The organism is [Clostridium] innocuum, assembly GCA_012317185.1.
In the GTDB taxonomy this organism is placed as follows: Bacteria; Bacillota_I; Bacilli_A; order Erysipelotrichales; family Erysipelotrichaceae; genus Clostridium_AQ; species Clostridium_AQ innocuum.
This window is the reverse complement of record CP048838.1, coordinates 1,754,270-1,774,141: the sequence shown is the minus strand read 5'-3', so window position 1 is coordinate 1,774,141 and position 19,872 is coordinate 1,754,270. Positions and strand designations below refer to the sequence as shown.

General features: G+C 46.0%; 16 protein-coding genes. 1 reads left to right on the top strand and 15 read right to left on the bottom strand.

All coding sequences use genetic code 11. The annotated features are described in order from the left end of the window. Window positions 1-88: 88 nt before the first annotated feature. From G4D54_08510 to tnpB, 10 genes are all read right to left on the bottom strand, one after another. Entirely contained in the window at window positions 89-664 is a 576-nt protein-coding gene (locus G4D54_08510) for a potassium-transporting ATPase subunit C (GenBank protein QJA02459.1), read from the bottom strand. An 11-nt stretch (window positions 665-675) separates the two neighbouring features. Next, window positions 676-2,733: a potassium-transporting ATPase subunit KdpB gene (kdpB, locus tag G4D54_08505; protein ID QJA02458.1), complete on the bottom strand. Its 2,058-nt coding sequence runs from the start codon at window positions 2,731-2,733 to the stop codon at window positions 676-678. A gap of 18 nt (window positions 2,734-2,751) precedes the next feature. Then, window positions 2,752-4,470: a potassium-transporting ATPase subunit KdpA gene (gene kdpA, locus G4D54_08500; protein QJA02457.1), complete on the bottom strand. Its 1,719-nt coding sequence runs from the start codon at window positions 4,468-4,470 to the stop codon at window positions 2,752-2,754. Between the two features lie 757 nt (window positions 4,471-5,227). Next, window positions 5,228-5,911, bottom strand: a complete 684-nt coding sequence (locus tag G4D54_08495; GenBank protein QJA02456.1) for a response regulator transcription factor — start codon at window positions 5,909-5,911, stop codon at window positions 5,228-5,230. Further along, a complete protein-coding gene (locus G4D54_08490) occupies window positions 5,904-7,451 on the bottom strand; it encodes a DUF4118 domain-containing protein (GenBank protein ID QJA02455.1) in 1,548 nt (515 codons plus the stop codon). The genes G4D54_08495 and G4D54_08490 overlap by 8 nt, the downstream gene beginning before the upstream one ends. After that, window positions 7,448-8,950, bottom strand: a complete 1,503-nt coding sequence (locus tag G4D54_08485) for a TrkH family potassium uptake protein (protein QJA02454.1) — start codon at window positions 8,948-8,950, stop codon at window positions 7,448-7,450. The genes G4D54_08490 and G4D54_08485 overlap by 4 nt, the downstream gene beginning before the upstream one ends. Beyond that, window positions 8,947-9,618 (bottom strand): TrkA family potassium uptake protein, encoded by a 672-nt coding sequence (locus G4D54_08480; GenBank protein QJA02453.1) that lies wholly within the window; start codon window positions 9,616-9,618, stop codon window positions 8,947-8,949. The genes G4D54_08485 and G4D54_08480 overlap by 4 nt, the downstream gene beginning before the upstream one ends. Continuing rightward, window positions 9,615-10,064: a TrkA family potassium uptake protein gene (locus tag G4D54_08475; GenBank protein QJA02452.1), complete on the bottom strand. Its 450-nt coding sequence runs from the start codon at window positions 10,062-10,064 to the stop codon at window positions 9,615-9,617. The genes G4D54_08480 and G4D54_08475 overlap by 4 nt, the downstream gene beginning before the upstream one ends. A gap of 404 nt (window positions 10,065-10,468) precedes the next feature. Further along, window positions 10,469-11,578 (bottom strand): alanine dehydrogenase, encoded by a 1,110-nt coding sequence (ald, locus tag G4D54_08470; protein QJA02451.1) that lies wholly within the window; start codon window positions 11,576-11,578, stop codon window positions 10,469-10,471. A gap of 595 nt (window positions 11,579-12,173) precedes the next feature. Further along, window positions 12,174-13,307: an IS200/IS605 family element transposase accessory protein TnpB gene (gene tnpB / locus G4D54_08465; protein ID QJA05178.1), complete on the bottom strand. Its 1,134-nt coding sequence runs from the start codon at window positions 13,305-13,307 to the stop codon at window positions 12,174-12,176. Here tnpB and G4D54_08460 point away from each other — a divergent pair. Next, on the top strand, window positions 13,221-13,418 hold the full coding sequence (locus tag G4D54_08460) for a hypothetical protein (protein ID QJA00895.1): 198 nt from the start codon (window positions 13,221-13,223) through the stop codon (window positions 13,416-13,418). The genes tnpB and G4D54_08460 overlap by 87 nt on opposite strands. A 224-nt stretch (window positions 13,419-13,642) precedes the next feature. Here the strand turns inward: G4D54_08460 and G4D54_08455 are convergent, their stop codons facing one another. From G4D54_08455 to G4D54_08435, 5 genes are all read right to left on the bottom strand, one after another. Continuing rightward, on the bottom strand, window positions 13,643-14,206 hold the full coding sequence (locus G4D54_08455) for a nucleoside phosphorylase (protein ID QJA02450.1): 564 nt from the start codon (window positions 14,204-14,206) through the stop codon (window positions 13,643-13,645). A gap of 254 nt (window positions 14,207-14,460) precedes the next feature. Then, a complete protein-coding gene (locus G4D54_08450) occupies window positions 14,461-14,823 on the bottom strand; it encodes a DUF1232 domain-containing protein (GenBank protein ID QJA02449.1) in 363 nt (120 codons plus the stop codon). 615 nt (window positions 14,824-15,438) lie between these two features. After that, window positions 15,439-17,346 (bottom strand): sensor histidine kinase KdpD, encoded by a 1,908-nt coding sequence (locus tag G4D54_08445; GenBank protein ID QJA02448.1) that lies wholly within the window; start codon window positions 17,344-17,346, stop codon window positions 15,439-15,441. 193 nt (window positions 17,347-17,539) lie between these two features. Then, the gene (locus G4D54_08440) at window positions 17,540-18,157 is read right to left on the bottom strand and encodes a hypothetical protein (GenBank protein QJA02447.1); all 618 of its coding nucleotides are present in this window, start codon (window positions 18,155-18,157) and stop codon (window positions 17,540-17,542) included. A 628-nt stretch (window positions 18,158-18,785) separates the two neighbouring features. Beyond that, the gene (locus tag G4D54_08435; GenBank protein ID QJA02446.1) at window positions 18,786-19,616 is read right to left on the bottom strand and encodes a sialate O-acetylesterase; all 831 of its coding nucleotides are present in this window, start codon (window positions 19,614-19,616) and stop codon (window positions 18,786-18,788) included. Between the last annotated feature and the right edge of the window lie 256 nt (window positions 19,617-19,872).

Sequence of the window (19,872 nt, the reverse complement as noted above, 5' to 3'; positions counted from 1 at the left end):
TCACCTTCCTTACACCTATATTCTAACAGCGGTCAGGTTAATGTGCCGTTAGCAGATAGGAGGTGATGTTAAGATGATGCAAATACCTTTACTCACTGATCGTATAACCATCCAGCTCCAGATTGACCTTTAACACATTGACGCGTTCCTCTCCCAGAAATCCGAAGGTTTTGCCTGTGGTGTATTTGTCGATAATCTTGCGAACACTCTGTTGTGATATCTTTCGTACACGGGCAATGCGCTCCACCTGAAAATAGGCAGCCTGCGGACTGATTTCTGGATCGACACCGCTGCCGGATGCCGTTACCAGATCCTCCGGTATATCCTTTCCCCTGGTTTGAGGATCAAATGCATGCCACCATGCCACAGAATCAGCAACCGCCTGCTGCTGCTCGTCGGAAACAGCACTGCGGTTTGTCGGTGCGCCGCTGTTTGGTCGTCCGATCAGATACTCCGGCTTTGTCCAGGACTGTCCGATCAGGGCGGATCCCACATTCTGTGTTTTGCCATTCCTTGTCACCGTAAGCTGGCTGCCATTGGCCTGTTCGGGAAAGAGCAGCGATGCCGAGACAGTCATGACCAGCGGATAGAGCAATCCGCAAATGAGCGTCATCGACAACATACAGAGCAATGCTGCGATCCATGTCTTTTTTCCTTTTTTCATCTTTCTACCTCCTAAGCAATGCCGCACATGGTAAGTGCCATGTCAATCAGCTTGATAACGATAAATGGCAGGATAATTCCTCCGACACCATATATCATCAGATTGTGCCGCAGCTGTTTATCCGCCGGAAGCTCCCGATATTTCACGCCGCGCAGGGATAAGGGAATCAATGCGATAATGATAAAGGCATTGTAGATAACCGCGGAAAGAATAGCCGTGGTCGTGCTTGTCAGATGCATGATATTCAGAGCCGCCAGATTTGGAAAGATTCCCATAAACAGCACCGGTATGATGGCGAAATACTTCGCTACATCATTGGCAATGGAAAATGTGGTCAGTGCCCCGCGTGTCATCAGCAGCTGTTTTCCGATGCGAACAACCTCAATCAGCTTGGTCGGGCTGGAGTCCAGATCCACCATATTGCCTGCTTCCTTCGCTGCCTGTGTACCGGAATTCATCGCCACAGCGACATCCGCCTGTGCAAGGGCCGGTGCATCATTTGTCCCATCCCCGGTCATAGCAACTAAGTGCCCCTTTCTTTGATATTCCCGAATCAGCTCCAGCTTGGTTTCCGGTGTTGCCTCAGCGACAAAATCGTCCACGCCTGCTTCCGCTGCAATGGCTGCGGCGGTCATCGGATTATCCCCGGTTATCATAATCGTTTTGATACCGCTTTTGCGCAGCGCTTCAAAATTTTCCTGTATACCGTCCTTTACGATATCCTTCAGATAGATAACACCGAGCACCCTATGGTTTTTAGCGACAACCAACGGTGTTCCCCCCTGCTCGGCTATGGATTGAACCGCTTCTTCACACTCCTTCGGATATGTGTTCCCACCGGCCTCCACGTATCTTCTGATCGCATCTGCCGCACCCTTGCGAATTTCCATACCGCCGTCCATATCAATGCCGGACATGCGGGTTCTTGCGGAGAATTCGATAAATCTGGCATGAAGCTGCTGCATGGAATGCTCACGGATATTGAATTTCTTTTTTGCGAGTACAACGATACTTCTTCCCTCAGCAGTTTCATCCGCCAGAGAGGAAAGCTGAGCTGCTTCCGCAAGCTCCTGCTCCTGCACCCCCTGTACGGGCCGAAAGGCAACTGCCTGCCGGTTTCCCAGCGTTATCGTACCGGTTTTATCCAGCAGCAGTACATCCACATCACCGGCTGCTTCAATGGCACGTCCGCTCATTGCCAGTACATTTGCCTGATTCAGTCTGGACATGCCGGCAATGCCGATACTGGACAGCAGGGCACCGATCGTTGTCGGGGCAAGACACACCAGCAGGGCAACCACATTGCTCAGGGATACTGCCGATCCCTGTCCCACCATATCTCTCACATACCGGGAAATCGGAAGCAGCGTTGCGCAAACCATCAGAAAGATGATGGTCAAAGTGATCAACAGAATCTGCAAAGCGATTTCGTTGGGCGTCTTTTTTCGTGCCGCTCCCTCAACCATGGCAATCATCTTATCCAGAAAGGACGCACCGCTTGCGGCAGTAACCCGCAGTACGATCCAGTCACTGACAACGGTAGTGCCTCCTGTCACCGCACTGCGATCACCTCCGGATTCCCGTATTACCGGTGCGCTTTCTCCGGTAATTGCCGATTCGTCGACAGAAGCAATCCCCTCTATCACTTCCCCGTCCATCGGTATTATTTCTCCTGTTTTTACATAGCAGATATCACCCACCTGCAATTCAGAGGAGGATACATCGGTATATGCTTCTTTCTCTGCAATGCTTGAGAGCTTATGTGCAATTACCTGCTTCCTTGACTTTTTCAAGCTTTCCGCCTGTGCCCGTCCTCTGCCCTCTGCGATTGCCTCCGCAAAATTGGCAAACAGCACGGTGAACCATAAAATCAGCGCGATAACGAATACATACCAGGACGGTTCATCCGTTATCCCCGCGATATTGGCAATGAACAATATGGTAGTAAAGATTGCCCCGATATATACGATAAACATAACCGGATTATGCACCTGAACAGCGGGTGCCAGCTTTTTTAATGCCTGCAGTATGGAATCCCTGTATACTGCCTGTTTATTTACCTGCTTCATAGCATATCACCTGCCCTTTCAACCGAGTACATGCAGCTGCGTAAAGAATTCCGCAAGCGGGCCAAGCGCCAGCACCGGTAAAAATGTCAGCGCTCCGACAATCAGCACAATCACAATCAGAAATCCGACAAACAGCGGGGATGTTGTCGCAAGTGTACCCGAACCGGCCGGTACATATTTCTTGCTGGCCAGACTCTGCGCCAGATAGATAACCGCAACCATGGGAAGAAAGCGTACCAGCAGCATCACCGTACCACCCATCACATTGGTGAGCACCGTATTGGCTTGGAAGCCGGCAAAGGCACTTCCGTTGTTCCCCGCCATGGAGGTGTAGGCATACAGAATTTCAGAGAAGCCGTGACTTCCGGTGTTGCTCAGCCACCCGCCGTCAGCCTGCAGCTGCTGTGCTGCCGGGAAAAGGGTGGTGATTGCGGTTGCCAGCAGCAGACACAGCGGCGGTACCAGAATAATGATGCAGACCATCTTCATGTCGAAGGCATTGATCTTCTTGCCGATGTATTCCGGTGTGCGTCCGACCATCAGCCCCGCCATGAATACCGTCAGCAGGGCAAAGGCCAGCATACCGTACAAGCCGCAGCCCACACCGCCAAAAACGACCTCGCCCAGCTGCATTAGAAACATGGTGATCATGCCGCCAAGGGGAGTCAGAGAATCATGCATTGCATTGACCGAGCCATTGCTTGCGGCAGTTGTTGCCGCAGCCCACAAAGAGCTTCCGCCGACACCGAAGCGGGTTTCCTTTCCCTCCATGCTTCCGCCAAGAGATGCTACGCTATCCCACGATGGGGCACCGAAGATTTCCGCACAGCTCAGGCCCACCAGTGCAGCGACAAAGATTACCGTCATAACAATAAGAATCGTCTTTCCCTGCCGGGTATCCTTGACCGCTTTTCCAAAGGTGAAGCACAGAGCAGCCGGTATCAGCAGTAAGCAGAGCGCTTCAATAATATTGGACAGCGGTGTTGCATTTTCATACGGGAATGCCGAATTGACACCGAAGAAGCCGCCGCCGTTGGTGCCCAGCTGCTTGATGGCAATCTGACTGGCCGCAGGTCCCAGCGGCAACACACCCTGTGTTCCTTCCAGTGTCGTATAGGATGCATACGGATCCAGTGTCTGTACAACCCCCTGACTGACCAGGATCAGACATACCACGACGGACAGAGGCAGCAGAATGTACAGTGTAATCTTTACAAGATCACTCCAGAAGTTTCCAAGATTTTTTGTTTCCCTGCGCACAAAGCCTCTGCACAGGACAAACAAAACAGCGATTCCAGTAGCCGCAGATACAAAGTTCTGTACGGTAAGTCCTGCCATCTGCGTCAGATAGGACAGTGTGGTTTCTCCCGAATATGCCTGCCAGTTTGTATTGGATACAAAGCTTGCGGCTGTGTTGTAGGCAAGATGCACACTAGTGTTTTCCAGCTGCTCCGGATTCAGCGGCAGCCATGCCTGTACCAGATGCAGCCCCATAACGATCAGAAAACCGAAAAGCGAAAACCACAGAACGCTGGATGCGTATTTTTTCGCATACATCTGCTGTTCTTCATCGACTCCCATCACACGGTACAGCAGCTGCTCCAGCGGTGCAAAAATCCGCATGAGAGCTACACGCTCCCCGTTATAAATCTTGTAGATATAACAGCCAAGCGGATATCCGATGGCAAGCAGTGCCACGACATAAACGACATCCTGCAAAATCAATGCGCTGTTCATATGGATTCACCCTTAAACAGCATGTAAAACAAATATGCTAACAGGACAATGGCAACGCCATAAAACAAGATAACGATCATTTCCATATCCAAACCCTTCCTTTCTTAACGAGTTCCATTATAGCGAATCCCATATAAAGCAGGTGTAAAGAACAAGGGGCGAATGTTAAGAAGCTGTAAGGATTTTTTATGAAAGCGATTGCGCCTGACAATCCGCTCAAGCAAAATGAAAAGGGCAGGAACAAGAGGGGATGCGATTGGAGAAAGATAGATAAAAAGAGGGTTGCTTGCTGTAGGTTCTTTCTCACTTTAGGGTGTTTGCAAAAGGGAGACTTCAGCTTCTATTGATAACTACAATCGTATGGAAGTCTCCCTATGTTAGGTTTCCCCACAATCGAGAAAGAACCTTGCTGTAAATGCAATCTCTCTTCATGATGTGGAAGATGTGTGGGAAATACCCTCACGGATAAGAAGGCGGTTTAGAAATGGTCTTTATATGCCATGCAGTTTCGTGTGCTGCATACTGCTGTAAGGTGCATAATGATACAGCGTTAGCTTTGTGCGGCCCTCCGTATGGTCATTGCTTTGCATATTTCATTGCACAATACGTTTTTTTATGAGTTTTGCATAGTCCCTGCATCAATAGGTAATTGCACAGCTCGAACATGTGCATGGAGTTTTACAACGTCCTCTGATATGGCACATTGCCATCTGTTTTAGCGGGATGCTTATGAAATGAAAAAACCGGTTTGTACCGGTCATTCATCGACAAAACGATATCCTACGCCTACCTCTGTCAGTATATAGCGGGGATGTGAGCTGTCCTTTTCAATTTTTCTGCGGATATTTGCCATAAAGACACGCAGGGATTGTGAATCCTCACAGGAGCTGTACCCCCAGATATTACGGATGATAAAGCTGTGGGTCAGCACCTTGCCCGCATGCTCAATCAGTAACACCAGAAGCTTAAACTCGATTGGTGTCAGATGCACCTCCCGGTCCTCCACATAGACCTTGTATTTTTCAAAATCCACCCGCAGACCATCCAGCACAAACACCTTTTCCTTAACAACACGCGGTGTTTTCTTACGCAGTGCCACCCGTACTCTGGCAAGCAGCTCATTGATATGAAAGGGCTTGGTAACATAATCATCCGCCCCCAGATCCAGTGCCTCCACCTTTTCCCTTTCCTGCCCTCTGGCAGATACTACCAGAATCGGCACCTCACTTTGGGAACGAATCTGACGCAGCACCTCGCTGCCGTCAATATCCGGCAGTCCCAGATCCAGCAGAATCAAATCCGGATTATCGCTCATGAATAATGAAATTCCCTCAATGCCGTTTCGTGCCTCTATCACCTTATATCCGTTCTTATCCAGAGACAGGCTTAGAAATCGGATAATGCTGGCATCATCCTCAATCAGCAATATTTTATCATGCATGGTATTCCTTCCTTTCTGTGGCCAGCTTCAGCTGAAAGCCGAACACTGCACCCTGCACATCCTTACGGTTATAGGCAAAGATTTCACCGTGGTGTGCCTCTACAATGCTTTTGCATATGGTCAAGCCAAGACCCACTCCGCGTCTGGAATCGCTGCACTCACTCTTGGTGGTCACAAAGCTTTCAAATAGATGCTCGCGGATGGATTCATCAATGCCTTCTCCCTGATCAATGACTTCAAACACCGCCCAGCCGTGGTCCTTATAGCAGCGAATATCGATCATTGTCGCATCCGGTGTATGCTTGATGGCATTATCAATCATATTGACCAGCACCTGTATGATCAGCCGTCCATCCATTTCCACAAGCAAAACCTCATCCGGCAGCGTCACCTTCAGCGTATGCTCCCGCTTTCTGCTTTCACATCGCGATACGGCCTCACAGATGATATCATCCACAACCTCCTCCTGCTGTTTCAGCAGCAGCTTTCCATCCTGAATCCTTGTCATATTCAATAGATTCTCCACCAGCTGATTGAGCCACAGGGCATCACTGCTGATGGATTTCACCAGATGATAGATGGTATCATCATCCAGATCCTGATAATTTTCACAGATTAGCGTACTGCTTCCTGCAATACCGGTCAGGGGGGTGCGAAGATCATGGGAGATACTGCGCAGAAGATTGTTGCGAAGCTTTTCCTTTTCTATTTCGACCCTGCTTTGCTCCTGCTCCGCATACAGCATCTCCCGTTCCACTGCCATCATCATCTGTGAAATCAGCGTATGAACAAACAGACGCTGTTCCTCACGCAGGGAGGTTTCCTCATACAGCGCATACACACCCATCAGCTGGTTGTTGCAGTGCATGGGATGATAGGTCCAGGCCTGTTCTTCATAAAAGGAGGTTCCCCTGCCGCAGTCGCAGTCCTTTTCCATACACCACGCCGCCATACCGTCATCCGGCTCAGCAGCTGTATCCATTGGCTCCCGTATTTTCTTTAAGGCTTCCCCATCTGTATAGTAAACGGTACAGATGGTCTGCTGGGCAGTATACAGTGAGCGAATCGTATGCTGCAGAATCGTATCCACACCGGACAGGGTTAGATAGGCTCTCGTAATTTCATATAAGGCACTGGTTTGACGTGCACTGCTTCTGGCCTTATGGGCATGCTGCTGCAGCTTATTGACAAGAGAGCCCGTCACAAAGGATACGATCAGGAACACGATAATCGTGATAATATAATTGAAATCGTCAATTTGCAATGAAAATGTCGGATTGGTAAACAGGTAATTAAAGGTAAGAATACTCAGCAGGCTGGAGGTGATGCCCCACAGAAAGCTTCCGGTTTCCACAACGATCAGCAGTACCCCGATCAGATAGATCAGCATGATGTTTTCGGTGCGTATTTCTATATCATCAAAGACAAAGGATACCAGTGTGCAGAGAAACAGTATCACTGTCGTAATACACAGATTTTTCCATATATGACTGTTTTTCATCAGACCCCTCTTTTCCGTTCCAATTATAGCAGATTTCATGCCGTTTTCCTACGCCTTACATAGCTGCAGATATCTTTTCCCAGCCTTGCTGCCGCAAGCAGTACAACATAGATTTCCAGCCTGCCGATAAACATCCCAATCGTTCCTGTCCACAGGACAAGAGAAGGTGCATCACAGGTCATGATGCCAGCGGAAAGTCCAACGGTGCCAAGTGCACTGGAGAATTCAAACATGCTGTATGCAAGCGGATGACCATAGCAGCACAGGATAAAGCTTCCCAGAAGAAACAAACAGAAATACAGCACTACATACAGCCCCATTTGCGAAAGCTCGGTAGGACTGATAGCCTCCTTTTTATCAACACGGTTGATTTTATGGGAACGAATCACATTTCCGCAACGCAGTTGACTTTCTATATTCCACCAGATGCCCTTGCATAGCGCATAGATGCGATACTGCTTGATTCCGCCTGCAGTTGATCCGATGCCTCCACCGATCAGCTGCAGTACAATCAATAAAAGCAGGGCTGCGGAGGGCAGCGTCACAAACGTGTCCACCGTTTGAAAGCCGGTTGTCGTTAATGCGGATACGACTTGAAACAATGCAGTTCGCAGCGCATGCGGCAGGGCGGTCCCCATACCCGCGCATAACAGGAATCCAAAAACCGGTACAGCCAGTGCAATCACAAGAAAGGAAAAACGAATTTCACAATACTGAAAGAAATTTCTCAGCTTACCGCGAATCAGAAACAAATGCGCCAGAAAATTGATATTGCCAAGCAGCATCAATACGATTGTAATCATTTCAATCCAGATATTATCATAATATCCGATACTCTGTGCATGTGAGGAGAAGCCGCCCGTTGATAAGGCTCCGATGGAATGAATCAGTGCATCAAACAGCGGCATACCAAACAGACAATACAATGCGACTCCGGACAGGATGTAACACAGATACATCGTCAGTATGATGCGTGCAGATTTTAACAGGTTGGGAAGAAGGCGGTCATTGTGACCCTCAGCCGCATACAGGCGCATCCCATACGTGTCGGATAAGACGGAAAGCATGACCAGCACAAGTCCGATACCTCCGAAAAACAGAATGGTGCTGCGGTGCATCAGAAACAGGTGGGAGGTATGCTCCACATCAACAACGCTCAATCCCGTGGTGCTCCAGGCACTGGTTGTTTCAAAAACCGCCTGCGTGAACGTATAGTTACCACTCAACAGAAAGGGCAATGCACAGATCATGATTGCCAGAATCCAGCAGGTCACAACGATAACGGCGTCCTGATTGCGCTGCAGCCGTCCTGTTTCTCTTCCCCGGATATTATAGAATAGCAGATAGCCAAGCAGAATGCTTCCGATACCGGGCAGTATGAAGTACTTCGCCTCGTACGCCTCCTCTGGGTACCATAATAACGTGAGCAGCGGCAGCAGTACAATGCCTCCAATCAGCATCAGCAGAACCCCGATATAGCCCAGCATCAGCCCAAATCCGGTTACCTCATGCTGTTTCAGTAGCAGCCTTTCTTTCATGATGCCAACCCTTGCGCTGTCAACATATCGAGCACACGCTCCTGCAAAGCAGTGGGGCAAAGAAGCAGCAGCTTGTCATGCTCCTGCAGCACGGTTTCCCCATTTGGTACGATCATATCCACATTGCGCAGGATACAGCAGATGATAACGTTTTTTGGCAGGGTCAGCTCCTTCAGCTTTTTGTTTACTACCGCACACTTTCCGGTCAGCAGCAGCTCGCTCAACACGATATTTTCCTGCTCTATGGACAGTGAATTGACCAGATTCTCGATGGTGCTTGCCTGTTCAATAATCTTTGCAATCGTATACGTTGCGGATATGGCCGTATTTACACCGAGCTTTTTGAAGACAGAAACATTTCTGGGATTGGAAACGGTTGCCACTGCCCGTTTCACATGGAATATTTTTTTTGCAGTCTGACAGATTGCCAGATTATCCGGATCACCGGGGCGAAGTGCTATGAGAATGTCCGCATGATCGATTTCCGCCTCCTCCAGCACATACCGCTTGCAGGGATTTCCCACAACGACCGGGATATTATATTTTTCAGAAAGATACCGGCAATATGCTTCCTCATCGTTGATTACCGTTACCTCGTGCTTCTTTTCCAGCAAAGATCCGATTAAAAAATCCGCCTTGCTGCGTCCTCCGGCTACAACGATTTTCATAAAACAGCAGCTCCTTTTAATGCGATATGGCTGATTTGTTCAAATTCCTGTACGGAAAGCCGTGCAGGATAAATTGCTCGAATGGAGGTCTGCTCCAGCAGCTTTTCCTTGTCGGGATCATTCAATCGGATATACACCTGCTCAATATGATAAATCGTTGCGGCAATCTGGGCAATCATGCAGTTGGTATTGTCATTGTCCGTTGCCACCAGCACAATATTGCAATGGCTGATATCACAGGCTTCCAGCACATTCACATCCGCAGCATCCCCTTCGATTTCAAAGCCCTGAAAGCTGTCAGAAAGACGCCTGAAGGCACTTTTTTGTTTATCTATCACCAGTATATCATACCCCGCCTCACTCAATGCCGCAGCCAGGCAGGCTCCAAATCTTCCACAGCCTGCAACCAGCACCTTCTGATTTCTTAATTGATTTCTTGTAAACATAATAAACACCTCTTACCTTTTTCTTCCCACCCCTATAGTAACAGGTTGCATATAAAGACAGTGTAAGCAAACCGCAGCCAATGTTAAGAACGTATAAAGACTGCATTAAGAGTGATGGTATTTCCGTTAAGAATATAAAGATTTTGCAGCTTTTCTGTTAAGGAATCATATAGAGAACAGCATACATATGGAAATTGTTAACTTTTTTAAAGAAGTGCAATGCAATTTACGATAGAAATTCATGAAACAATACATACTGTCCTTTCCTCCCCAAATAAAAAAAGAATCCAAATCCCACCTGATTTGAATTCTTATGCCATCTGTATCTGATAAGGAAGGCTGACGAACAGCCTTAAGCAAAGCCATTCTCAACATGCATGATACTTGTTTTATCCTTTCTGTGCCTACAGCAGCTCCATGGGAGCAGCATACGGCAGCTGCAGAGCATCACTGACTCCCTGACAGGTGATATGCCCCTTGCATGTATTCAATCCAGCAAGGAAGCCTGCATCCTCCTTCAAAGCATCCACACCCTTTTCCGCAAGCTTTAAGATATACGGCAGCGTTGCATTGGAAAGAGCCATCGTTGAGGTACGAGGTACCGCACCCGGCATATTAGCCACAGAATAATGCATAACACCATAGCGTTCAAAATACGGATCATCGTGTGTTGTGATATGATCGCTTGTTTCAATGCATCCACCCTGATCAATCGCCACATCGACGATCGCACTTCCAGGCTTCATTGTTTTGACCATATCCTCGGTCACAATTTTCGGTGCCTTTGCGCCCGGTACAAGCACTGCCCCGATAACGAGGTCCGCTGTGCGCAGCGCTCTGCGCAGATTATATTCATTATTGTAGGCTGTATGAATCGTTCCTCCGGAAATATCATCAATATAGCCCATACGATCGGCACTGATATCGAAGATTGTTACGATTGCGCCTAAGCCGCAGGCAATCTTTGCCGCATTGAGACCAACGGTACCTCCGCCGATCACCACAACCTCGGCAGGGAATACACCGGGAACTCCCCCCAGCAGCAACCCGCGTCCTCCGTTGTTTTTCTGCAGCATTGTTGCTCCGACCTGAACCGCCATGCGCCCCGCTACCTCACTCATCGGTGTCAGCAGCGGAAGTCCGCCTTTTCTGTCACGTACTGTTTCATAGGCAATGGAGGTTGTCTTTGATTCCAGCAATGCGTTCGCAAAGGCTTCATCATTCGCGATATGCAGATACGTGAAAACCAGCTGATTCTCACGCAGATAATGATATTCCTGTGGCAGATATTCCTTGACCTTCACAATCAGATCAGCCAAAGCAAATACTTCATCGGCCGCTTTGATCTGTGCACCGGCCTCTTCATATTCCTTATCCAAAAAGCCGCTTCCTGCTCCGGCATTTGTTTCCACATACACCTCATGTCCAGCCTTGCACAATGCAAATACACCCGCAGGTGTACAGGATACACGATTTTCATTGTTTTTTATTTCTTTAGGGATTCCAATCTTCATAATGATTCACACTCCTTATGTGCTTCATTATAACACTTTTTGGTAAAGGTTTCCATGCTCAGTCTTCCTGAATCACAAAGTTTTCTGTAACATTTTTCATAAATTGTAAAAATGACCACCCTTTTTCTCATACTGTTTTTACTTCATTAACAGTGTTATGTATACGTGTTTTATGAATTCTACATCAATAACAGCTACTGCCTTTAAAAGGAGGACGCCGCAGTTATCTTTGCCACGCCTTTCTCACAAACATCATCAATCGAAGGAAAAACAGATAACTGCATATCTATCTGACAGCTAAATGATGAAAGCTATGAAAGAGTGTTGACCGCTAGGATATATAAATATGATGTACAGCAATTAGTCATTATTACATTCCATTTAACAACCACGTTTACTCACTTGCAAGCTACAGAGACAGCTGCATTGCGATATCGACAATATTCTTCTTTACTTCGATGTTTTCAGCATTTCCCAGACTTCGTTTATCCCATTGCTTTTGATCGAGATTATCTGCTGAGTGAACTACCGCCAGCTATAGAGCAAGCGGCTTCCAATAAATGCTTGCACATTCATCAAAACTTTTTGTTCGTGTTCAGATACACGTAACTGGTACGTTCACCGTACCTCTACTCCATCGCTCTCGCTCTGGCATACATGGATATACTTTTCGTATGATATTGCTTGCCCCATTGATATCGGCATTCATTAGAATGCCGTTTTTGCTTCTGTACAATCCTCGCTTGATTCTTTTACCTGAGAAAGCGTGTGTTACATCATTTCCATAGACTGGTATTTGATCCTCGTCAATGGAACTAGCCTTCGATTGTATTGCTTCTTCACAGACCACTACTCTGATCCCTGCCGCTTCTCCTTTGTATTTGATCATTTCGATCAGCGTACGAAACGGTATCTGCACAAATGTCTGATTGTTCTTCTTCCCCATATGGATACGCTTCTTCCAACCCGCATTATTCCCTACGACGATAACTTCAATTCCTTCCTCCACACATAGATCTATTATTTTTCTTGATGCCTTGTGCAGGATATCCTTTACACGTCGATTTCGCTTTTCGCTGATACGTTTCATTCGTTTTGTTTGATGGATCCCTTTGCTATCCTTCTTTCCAGTTCTTAGCAGTGAACGGTAATGTGCGATCTGTTTGTTGTAGAATTGATTGACTGCTTTTATTTCATTTCCTTTTATCAGCACAGGGTGGTGTCCACTCGTAAACGCAATCGCCATCAGATTATCGACACCAATATCAATGCCGGTTACTCTGGTTGCCTCATGGATTGTAATCGTCGGTTCCTTGATTTCTATCTCGCATACGATTTCAAGCTTGATAGTATCTCCATTGGGAATCAGACGTACTTCCTTCAGCTTCTGTTCATGCAGATCCATCTTACCAAGATCATATCGATCACGTACACACCCTGCCTGCAGCACTGCCTTAGGAAACTTTACATACCAACCATGTTTGTCTTTTCTCAGTTTGCATATCTGATTGGTAAAGATCAAGGGTTTATAACCGTCTTTGTCTGCATATCGAGGGATATGGGGGATTGCTTCATATTTGTCTGGATGTGCTTTGTAATCAGCTAAAGCAGCAAAAAAGCTTTTCCAGTCACGATACAGCATATGCAAAACATTCTGATTTGCCTGCGCAGGAAGAGCACGGTAATCGATCTGGTCACGCAATTTAAAAAAACCATCCAGATGCTGCATGGAAACAAAGCGATGATCATGATCAATGATGTGGATTGGTGTGCTATGATGCTTTTGCCGTATGACATTCAATTCATCAACGACACCATTGAGTTCTTCCAGGACCTGTAACTCATGTGGAAAGCGATCCTCATTTGATTTGATGGAAGCACTGTACGCATTTCTTATATAGAACGAAGCAACGTTGTACAGATTTTTAGCACGATGCGTAAGAGCAGAAAAGCCGGGGGTTTTGGGGATGATTAGCAGATAGGATACTAGAATATGTACGATATGATTTCATATTGGAAACCCTCCTTTTGTTGGCATCATTATACCACGAACGCAAGAGAAATTTAAGGAAAGATTCGTGAAAAACAGAAAGAAAACAAGGATGAAATATGGCTGCATTCATCCCCCACCTGTTCATCGGCCACTGAGATGGGGGTATTTTGCCTGCTTTTTAGATAAAAAAACTGTGCTATCCTTTTCCTGCGAAATTGAGCAAGGGCAGCCAATGCCGAGCACTCCATATCCACACAGGTATAACCGGCCGCCTTCATTCGTTCAACCTTGTTCCTCGTTTCACGATAAAATCCATCTGTAGTCCATACCTTTGCTCCCCGATAAGCGATCGCATGTGTTTGAAAGAATTGCTTCATCTGAGTATGCGTATTTACATTGACTGCGATTGTCTGACTTGCCTGTGCATAATGAAAGCTTGTTCCTTCATCACGATAAGCAAGCGTTGGAAGGAGGATTGCACAGTCCTTGATTGATGAATCCAGCACACCACAGGTACCAAACACAACGATGCTTTCTATTCCGAGGGCAAATAATTCCTCATATTCATTCACTGCAGCACTGGCTCCAGTTCCACTCATAAACAGAGCAATACGACGACTTTCAATTTTGCACACATATATTGGTTTATCACCATTGGTTGTATGCAGATAATCATAAACCTGCGCTTGGTATTTTTCTATTGCATATGCAATCAGATTATGTGCGAAGCAGGTTACAGCTACCTTTGGACAATCCGCTCTTCTTTTTACAATATCCTACGGGTTGATCACCGCTTCCTGTGTATCCTCAAACCTAGTGTACATCCTTCACTTCTCCTTTTTCATTTACAGGTAACCGATATATTTCTATATCAAGGCCAGAAGCCATCCTAGAGCACCGCTTTAACAATCAGGCAGATCATCAGCAGCCATATGACGACAATCGGAACCGCATAATACCATTTCCTTTGCTTCTTCTCCTGTATGTCTTCGCATAGCCAACGATTTCGCTCCCAGATTTCATCGGGGATCAGTTTACAGGTCAATACAATCAGTGCCGGTAACAGGATCACATCATCCAGCAAGCCAAGCACCGGTATAAAATCAGGAATCAAATCAATCGGAGAAAGTGCATATACCGCCGTCATAGCCGCAAGTGCCTTCGCTAACACCGGCGTATCCCTATCCTTCCATACCAGATAGATAATCGGCAAATCCTGCTTCAGCTGTCTTGCCCTTTTTTTCAAAATCATGCGTAACGAATTCTCTTTCAATATCCTTCACCCTGCCTTACACTTCTTCGTGATTACCTCCACAGTACCCCTACTGCCTGTAAACCTTTGCGTATCAAATCCTGACTCATTCAGCGCTCAGCACACCCGAACGCAAGCATACAGCTTACGGATTTTTTTTCACATACTTTCGCATCAATTCTATAAGCTGCCCCCCCTGCTGCTTTTCATGCAATGTCATGTCTGTAAGATACAATCTTCCGAAAACATAAGCCCCTAGGCAAGCTTGGGACCATTTTGGAAAATCACAGTGCCGCAATATAGACATTCATCTCACTGTAAAATATACTGCATCCCCTTATTATGCGCATCGGTATCAACACGGATCACATGTACAGCTACCGCCTCCTATGCAATATAGCGGCATTCCATGCCTATTATATCATCCAAGGCAAGCTGCGTCATGCGTTTTCCATGCTTTCCGCAAGTTCAAAGCAAAGCAAGGACTTATGTGCAGGAATTCAGCAAAATCCCGGATATAAAAAAGGAAGTTTTTTTTAAACCTCCTCTTTCCTGCCTTCCAAAAGCGATAAACCGACAACCGATTTTTCGTTCTGTTGCCCTGTTAATTACATATTAGCGATTCACTCTTCTGTGATTCTGCTTGCGCATGGAATCCATTGCCAAAGCAATCTCATTCAGCATGGTTGCCAGCATACTGCGCTCAAACGGTGACAATACCTCCTTTTGCTGCAGGGCGATTCCGACCACAGCATAAATCCGATCTTTCTTCCGGATCGAATAATACAGGGCCTTTGCATACGGCAACGTACTGGTTGAAACACCGGCCTTGCGATTGTTTTTTAACACCCATTGTGCAACTGCACGTTCATTCTCAGTTAGATATTTCTGTTCCTCTTCTTCATTTAAATGTTCATGATAAATGATCGGCTCCTGCAGGGTTTTATTCCTTACACTGTAAATGATGATGGTACGGTTCAGCAGCTTATACAGCTGCCGGACTGCCTCCTCACCCAGCTGTGCCATATTCTCTGCCAGCTGCAGCTGCTGGGAGGTCTCCAGCAACAGCTCCATGCGATGTGCCTGCATGGCATTTACCTTGAGCTGCATACGCATTGTCCGAGTCAGGGTACTGATGATAAAGGAAACGATAAACAGGACGGCGAAGGTCATTGCATATGCCGGATCATATGCCTCCATGGAAAAGCGGGGTGCTGTGAAAAAGAAATTGAATACGGCAACAATCAGCAGAGAAACACCCAGTCCGTAAACACTGGAGCTGGTGTTATAGGAAATCAGAACGATTGCCAAAAGATAGACCATGATGATGTTTGCTTCCGGAAGCTGAAAATGGTACATGAGCAAATTGATCCCGGTCGCTCCCAGAAACAGGAGTACCGTAAGCATGAAGTCGCGATGACGGAATACATGTGCATGTGTAAGCCTATGCCGTTTCCTTTTCACAGGCTCCACATTTGCGTCCGGAATGATATAGATTTCAAGGTCGGGAGCCAGCAGAGTGAGCTGATCGATCAGGGTTCTCGCACGGGAGTGCGGACGGGGGGAGGAACGGCCGATAACAATCTTGGAAACTCCGCTGATTTTGGCATATTCACTGATTTGCTGTGCAATATTCTCTCCTGCCACAGATACGATATTTGCATGAAAATGCTGCGCCAGACGGCGGTTTTGTTCCAGCTGTTCCAAATCCTCGCGACAAAGCGGCTCCTCGTTTACATTTTCAACATACAGTGCCGTGAACTCTGCGAAAAAAGCACTTGCCATGCGTGCGGCGGTACGGATGACCAATGCATTGCTGCGGGACGGGCTAAGACAGAGAAGGATATGCTCCCGTGTGGACTTGCGATCCTTTAAACTGACCCGCTTATTCACCCGGTCTGCACAACGGCGCAAGGCTATTTCACGCAGTGCGATAAGATTATCTCTTACAAAAAAATTATGCATCGCCTTCTGTGCGGCAGTCTTATGGTAGATTTTCCCCCTTTTCAGACGTTCAAGCAGCTCATCCGGTTCAATATCCACCAGCTCCACCTGATCTGCTTCATCAAATACAGCATCCGGAATACGCTCCTGTACCTGTACTCTGGTGATACCTGCAACCACATCCTGCAGACTTTCCAAATGCTGTACATTCACAGTCGTATACACATCAATTCCTGCATGCAGCAGCTCCTGTATATCGCTGTAGCGCTTGGGATGCCGGGCCCCCTGTACATTCGTATGCGCAAGCTCGTCAACCAGTATCAGCTGCGGATGCCGCTGCAATGCCTGATCCAAATCAAATTCCTCCAGCGTAATCCCATGATACATAATCGCTTTTAACGCTATACACTCCAGTCCCTGCATCAATGCAATCGTATCTAATCGATCATGCTTTTCGATGTAGCCGATAACCACATCCATGCCTTCCCGCCTCCGCTCATGAGCAGCCTCCAGCATGGCATAGGTTTTTCCCACGCCTGCGCAATATCCGAAGAATATTTTCAATTTACCCTGTTTCATTGCCATCACCCTGTATCAGTATAACAGCGATTGCAGAGGTACTTTAGCCTATATATATCATATTTATGAAACAGGTACTTATCTTTATGAAATCCAAACAGCAGCTTACCGTTTATAATACCTTCTTATAAAAAGCAGAGTATAATGTTTCACACATCCAGGGCCTTAAGAAAAAAAGGACAGTGTGCAGAAGCTAGCCATCCCTGCCCTCCTCACTATCTGTATGCAGCATTTCCTTCATCCATTTTGTTTCATAATAGGTGGAGGGATTCAGCTGACGGTATTTTTCAATTTTAGATAATTCTTTCAGATTACCATAATGCTCCATAAACATCTGTTTGGCCGTTTTCATATTTTCCTGATATGCATGATTTGCCTGCATTGAAATCTTTAAAAAGCCAAGGACAGTCCCCAGTAAAACACCTGTTGCACAGGCCAGCCAGATATTCTCATATTTGCGTAAAAGCAGCTGACTCATGGAGAACAGATATAGGAGAAACGCGATTCCAAAGTTAACAAGATAGCCGGTTACAGGAGAAATACGGCGACGAAACGGATAACCGTAAAAAATATAATGATCATCACCCAATATGTAAAAGGGACCAATTTTACGCGTGGGTTTATAAGACTCCACACCATTGACGATGAAATGCAGTGACAGAAAACCGCGTACAAAATAAGCAAGCCCGAGATTCAGGACAAAAGCCAGGCCATTTTGTACGATGATCGCACATACAGCACTATGCAGCAGGATAATGAATAGAAAATACCGTTTATTCAACAATGCACCTGCTTCCCATAGCCGTTTCATAATGTTACCGCCTTCCTTCCACATTGTTTCTTCACATCACGATAAGCCTCCCTTTATATACATTCCTTCATAAACAGCAGTGCTGAATTCATTCCTTCACCGCCTGTTCAATCCAACTAGAATCAGAAATCTGTATCGCTCTTTTCTTTTCCGGTATTCCAAACCGGAAAATGCTGAAAGCTGCTGTTTGCCCCTTATTCAAAAATGAACAGGATACACCATCATGAAAAGCAAAAGATAAAATAGCATGTAAGCTTGTTCCTTGACAATCTCAAAGAGGAAACGCCTTCTTTTACCTGCCTGCTTTATTTTCTCATTTTTTTAGATAGCTGTGATACCGCATATCCTTTAACAATTAACAGGCAGAAGTCCAGTCAATCAGATCACTGGCAGTATCAAAGGGCTGCTGTGCAATTGGCTATACGCTTCCTCCCAGCAGACTCTACACCAATACCACAAAGACTGCTAAACTGTTTCAGTCGTTTTGTTTCTGGAATCGCCGAACCGACAAAGGAAATCACCCCTCACGCCAGCTTAGCTAATGCCTTGCAGCCACCTCCGTGGCGGATCATACCGTGGGTTTGTGAGGTTTTCAGCTTATTTCCTACATAAACTGGAAGTTATGTCTCTACTTTAAAAATTTCAACACTTCTTCCATGGAACTTTTTCCTAATGTAAATTGTTCTAGTGTTATATATCTTTTTTCTGCTATAGTGTATTCTCTTTCACACAATTCCTTTACCATGTTCGCTTCATTATCTAACGGCTCTACAACATTTGATTTGGTCTGGTAAGCTTTGAAATACCTAATACCCAGTATTCTCTGAGACTCTGCATTGATATGGATACCATCTGGATTAGGATATAATTTTTCCCCTGTTACAAAATAACAATTTCTGTTATATTCTGCGTATTTGAGTAATTCCTGGTTAATCAAGTCATACTCTACGCAGCTTCTTCCAAATCCAGACTTACCTAAATAATCTCCTAAACCGCCAGCAATGAACGGAACTTCCAAAGCTTCCAGTTCTTTTCTGAACGAATTAACTAAAACATTAAGTTTTTGATAATAATTTTTGTATTTTCCGCTATGACTGTCGCTTTCTCCTTGATGCCACAAAATTGCAATCAACTCACTGTTTTCCATGGCGAATTTTGACTCACTGACTGCATGGCGAAATAGAGCACCTTCCTTATCCCATTCATCGATGGAACTGCCTCCTTCCGCACAAGGGATAAGTCCGATTTGTTCATTTTTATTTGCGTTGCACCATGCCTGTGCAAATGACGCCGCCGGTCCAACACCGGAAACTGACCGGTCAAAGTGGATAGGTTCTGCCATCATTTGCCATCTGCCATTTCTTAGCATGAAAATATTTTCATTATATATTGGCGTAGCCTCGTTTAAAAATCCACGCCCTGCCATATTTGATTGTCCTATTAGTAAAACTGACTTCATTTCTAAATTCCTCTCATTTTCAATTATATTTTTGTCATTATATCATTTCCCTTAAGCATTGTCATTTCATTTCTGACTTAAAAAAATTATTTATCCGTTTTGATTTGTAAAGAGCACAAAAGCATTGCTTACGCATCAAGCCCATTTCAGGTTTCCCTGCATAGCATTTGTTATCACGATATCCTTCATCCTCATCACCTCATCGTATGACTATACTAAACAGGAATGCAGGAGGAAATGCTATCCATGCAGGGTA

Coding starts and splice junctions, on each gene's coding strand:
- G4D54_08510 (QJA02459.1), bottom strand. CDS start 664: ATGAAAAAAGGAAAAAAGACATGGATCGCAGCATTGCTCTGTATGTTG.
- kdpB (QJA02458.1), bottom strand. CDS start 2,733: ATGAAGCAGGTAAATAAACAGGCAGTATACAGGGATTCCATACTGCAG.
- kdpA (QJA02457.1), bottom strand. CDS start 4,470: ATGAACAGCGCATTGATTTTGCAGGATGTCGTTTATGTCGTGGCACTG.
- G4D54_08495 (QJA02456.1), bottom strand. CDS start 5,911: ATGCATGATAAAATATTGCTGATTGAGGATGATGCCAGCATTATCCGA.
- G4D54_08490 (QJA02455.1), bottom strand. CDS start 7,451: ATGAAATCTGCTATAATTGGAACGGAAAAGAGGGGTCTGATGAAAAAC.
- G4D54_08485 (QJA02454.1), bottom strand. CDS start 8,950: ATGAAAGAAAGGCTGCTACTGAAACAGCATGAGGTAACCGGATTTGGG.
- G4D54_08480 (QJA02453.1), bottom strand. CDS start 9,618: ATGAAAATCGTTGTAGCCGGAGGACGCAGCAAGGCGGATTTTTTAATC.
- G4D54_08475 (QJA02452.1), bottom strand. CDS start 10,064: ATGTTTACAAGAAATCAATTAAGAAATCAGAAGGTGCTGGTTGCAGGC.
- ald (QJA02451.1), bottom strand. CDS start 11,578: ATGAAGATTGGAATCCCTAAAGAAATAAAAAACAATGAAAATCGTGTA.
- G4D54_08460 (QJA00895.1), top strand. CDS start 13,221: ATGCAAAACATTCTGATTTGCCTGCGCAGGAAGAGCACGGTAATCGAT.
- tnpB (QJA05178.1), bottom strand. CDS start 13,307: ATGCAGCATCTGGATGGTTTTTTTAAATTGCGTGACCAGATCGATTAC.
- G4D54_08450 (QJA02449.1), bottom strand. CDS start 14,823: ATGATTTTGAAAAAAAGGGCAAGACAGCTGAAGCAGGATTTGCCGATT.
- G4D54_08445 (QJA02448.1), bottom strand. CDS start 17,346: ATGAAACAGGGTAAATTGAAAATATTCTTCGGATATTGCGCAGGCGTG.
- G4D54_08440 (QJA02447.1), bottom strand. CDS start 18,157: ATGAAACGGCTATGGGAAGCAGGTGCATTGTTGAATAAACGGTATTTT.
- G4D54_08435 (QJA02446.1), bottom strand. CDS start 19,616: ATGAAGTCAGTTTTACTAATAGGACAATCAAATATGGCAGGGCGTGGA.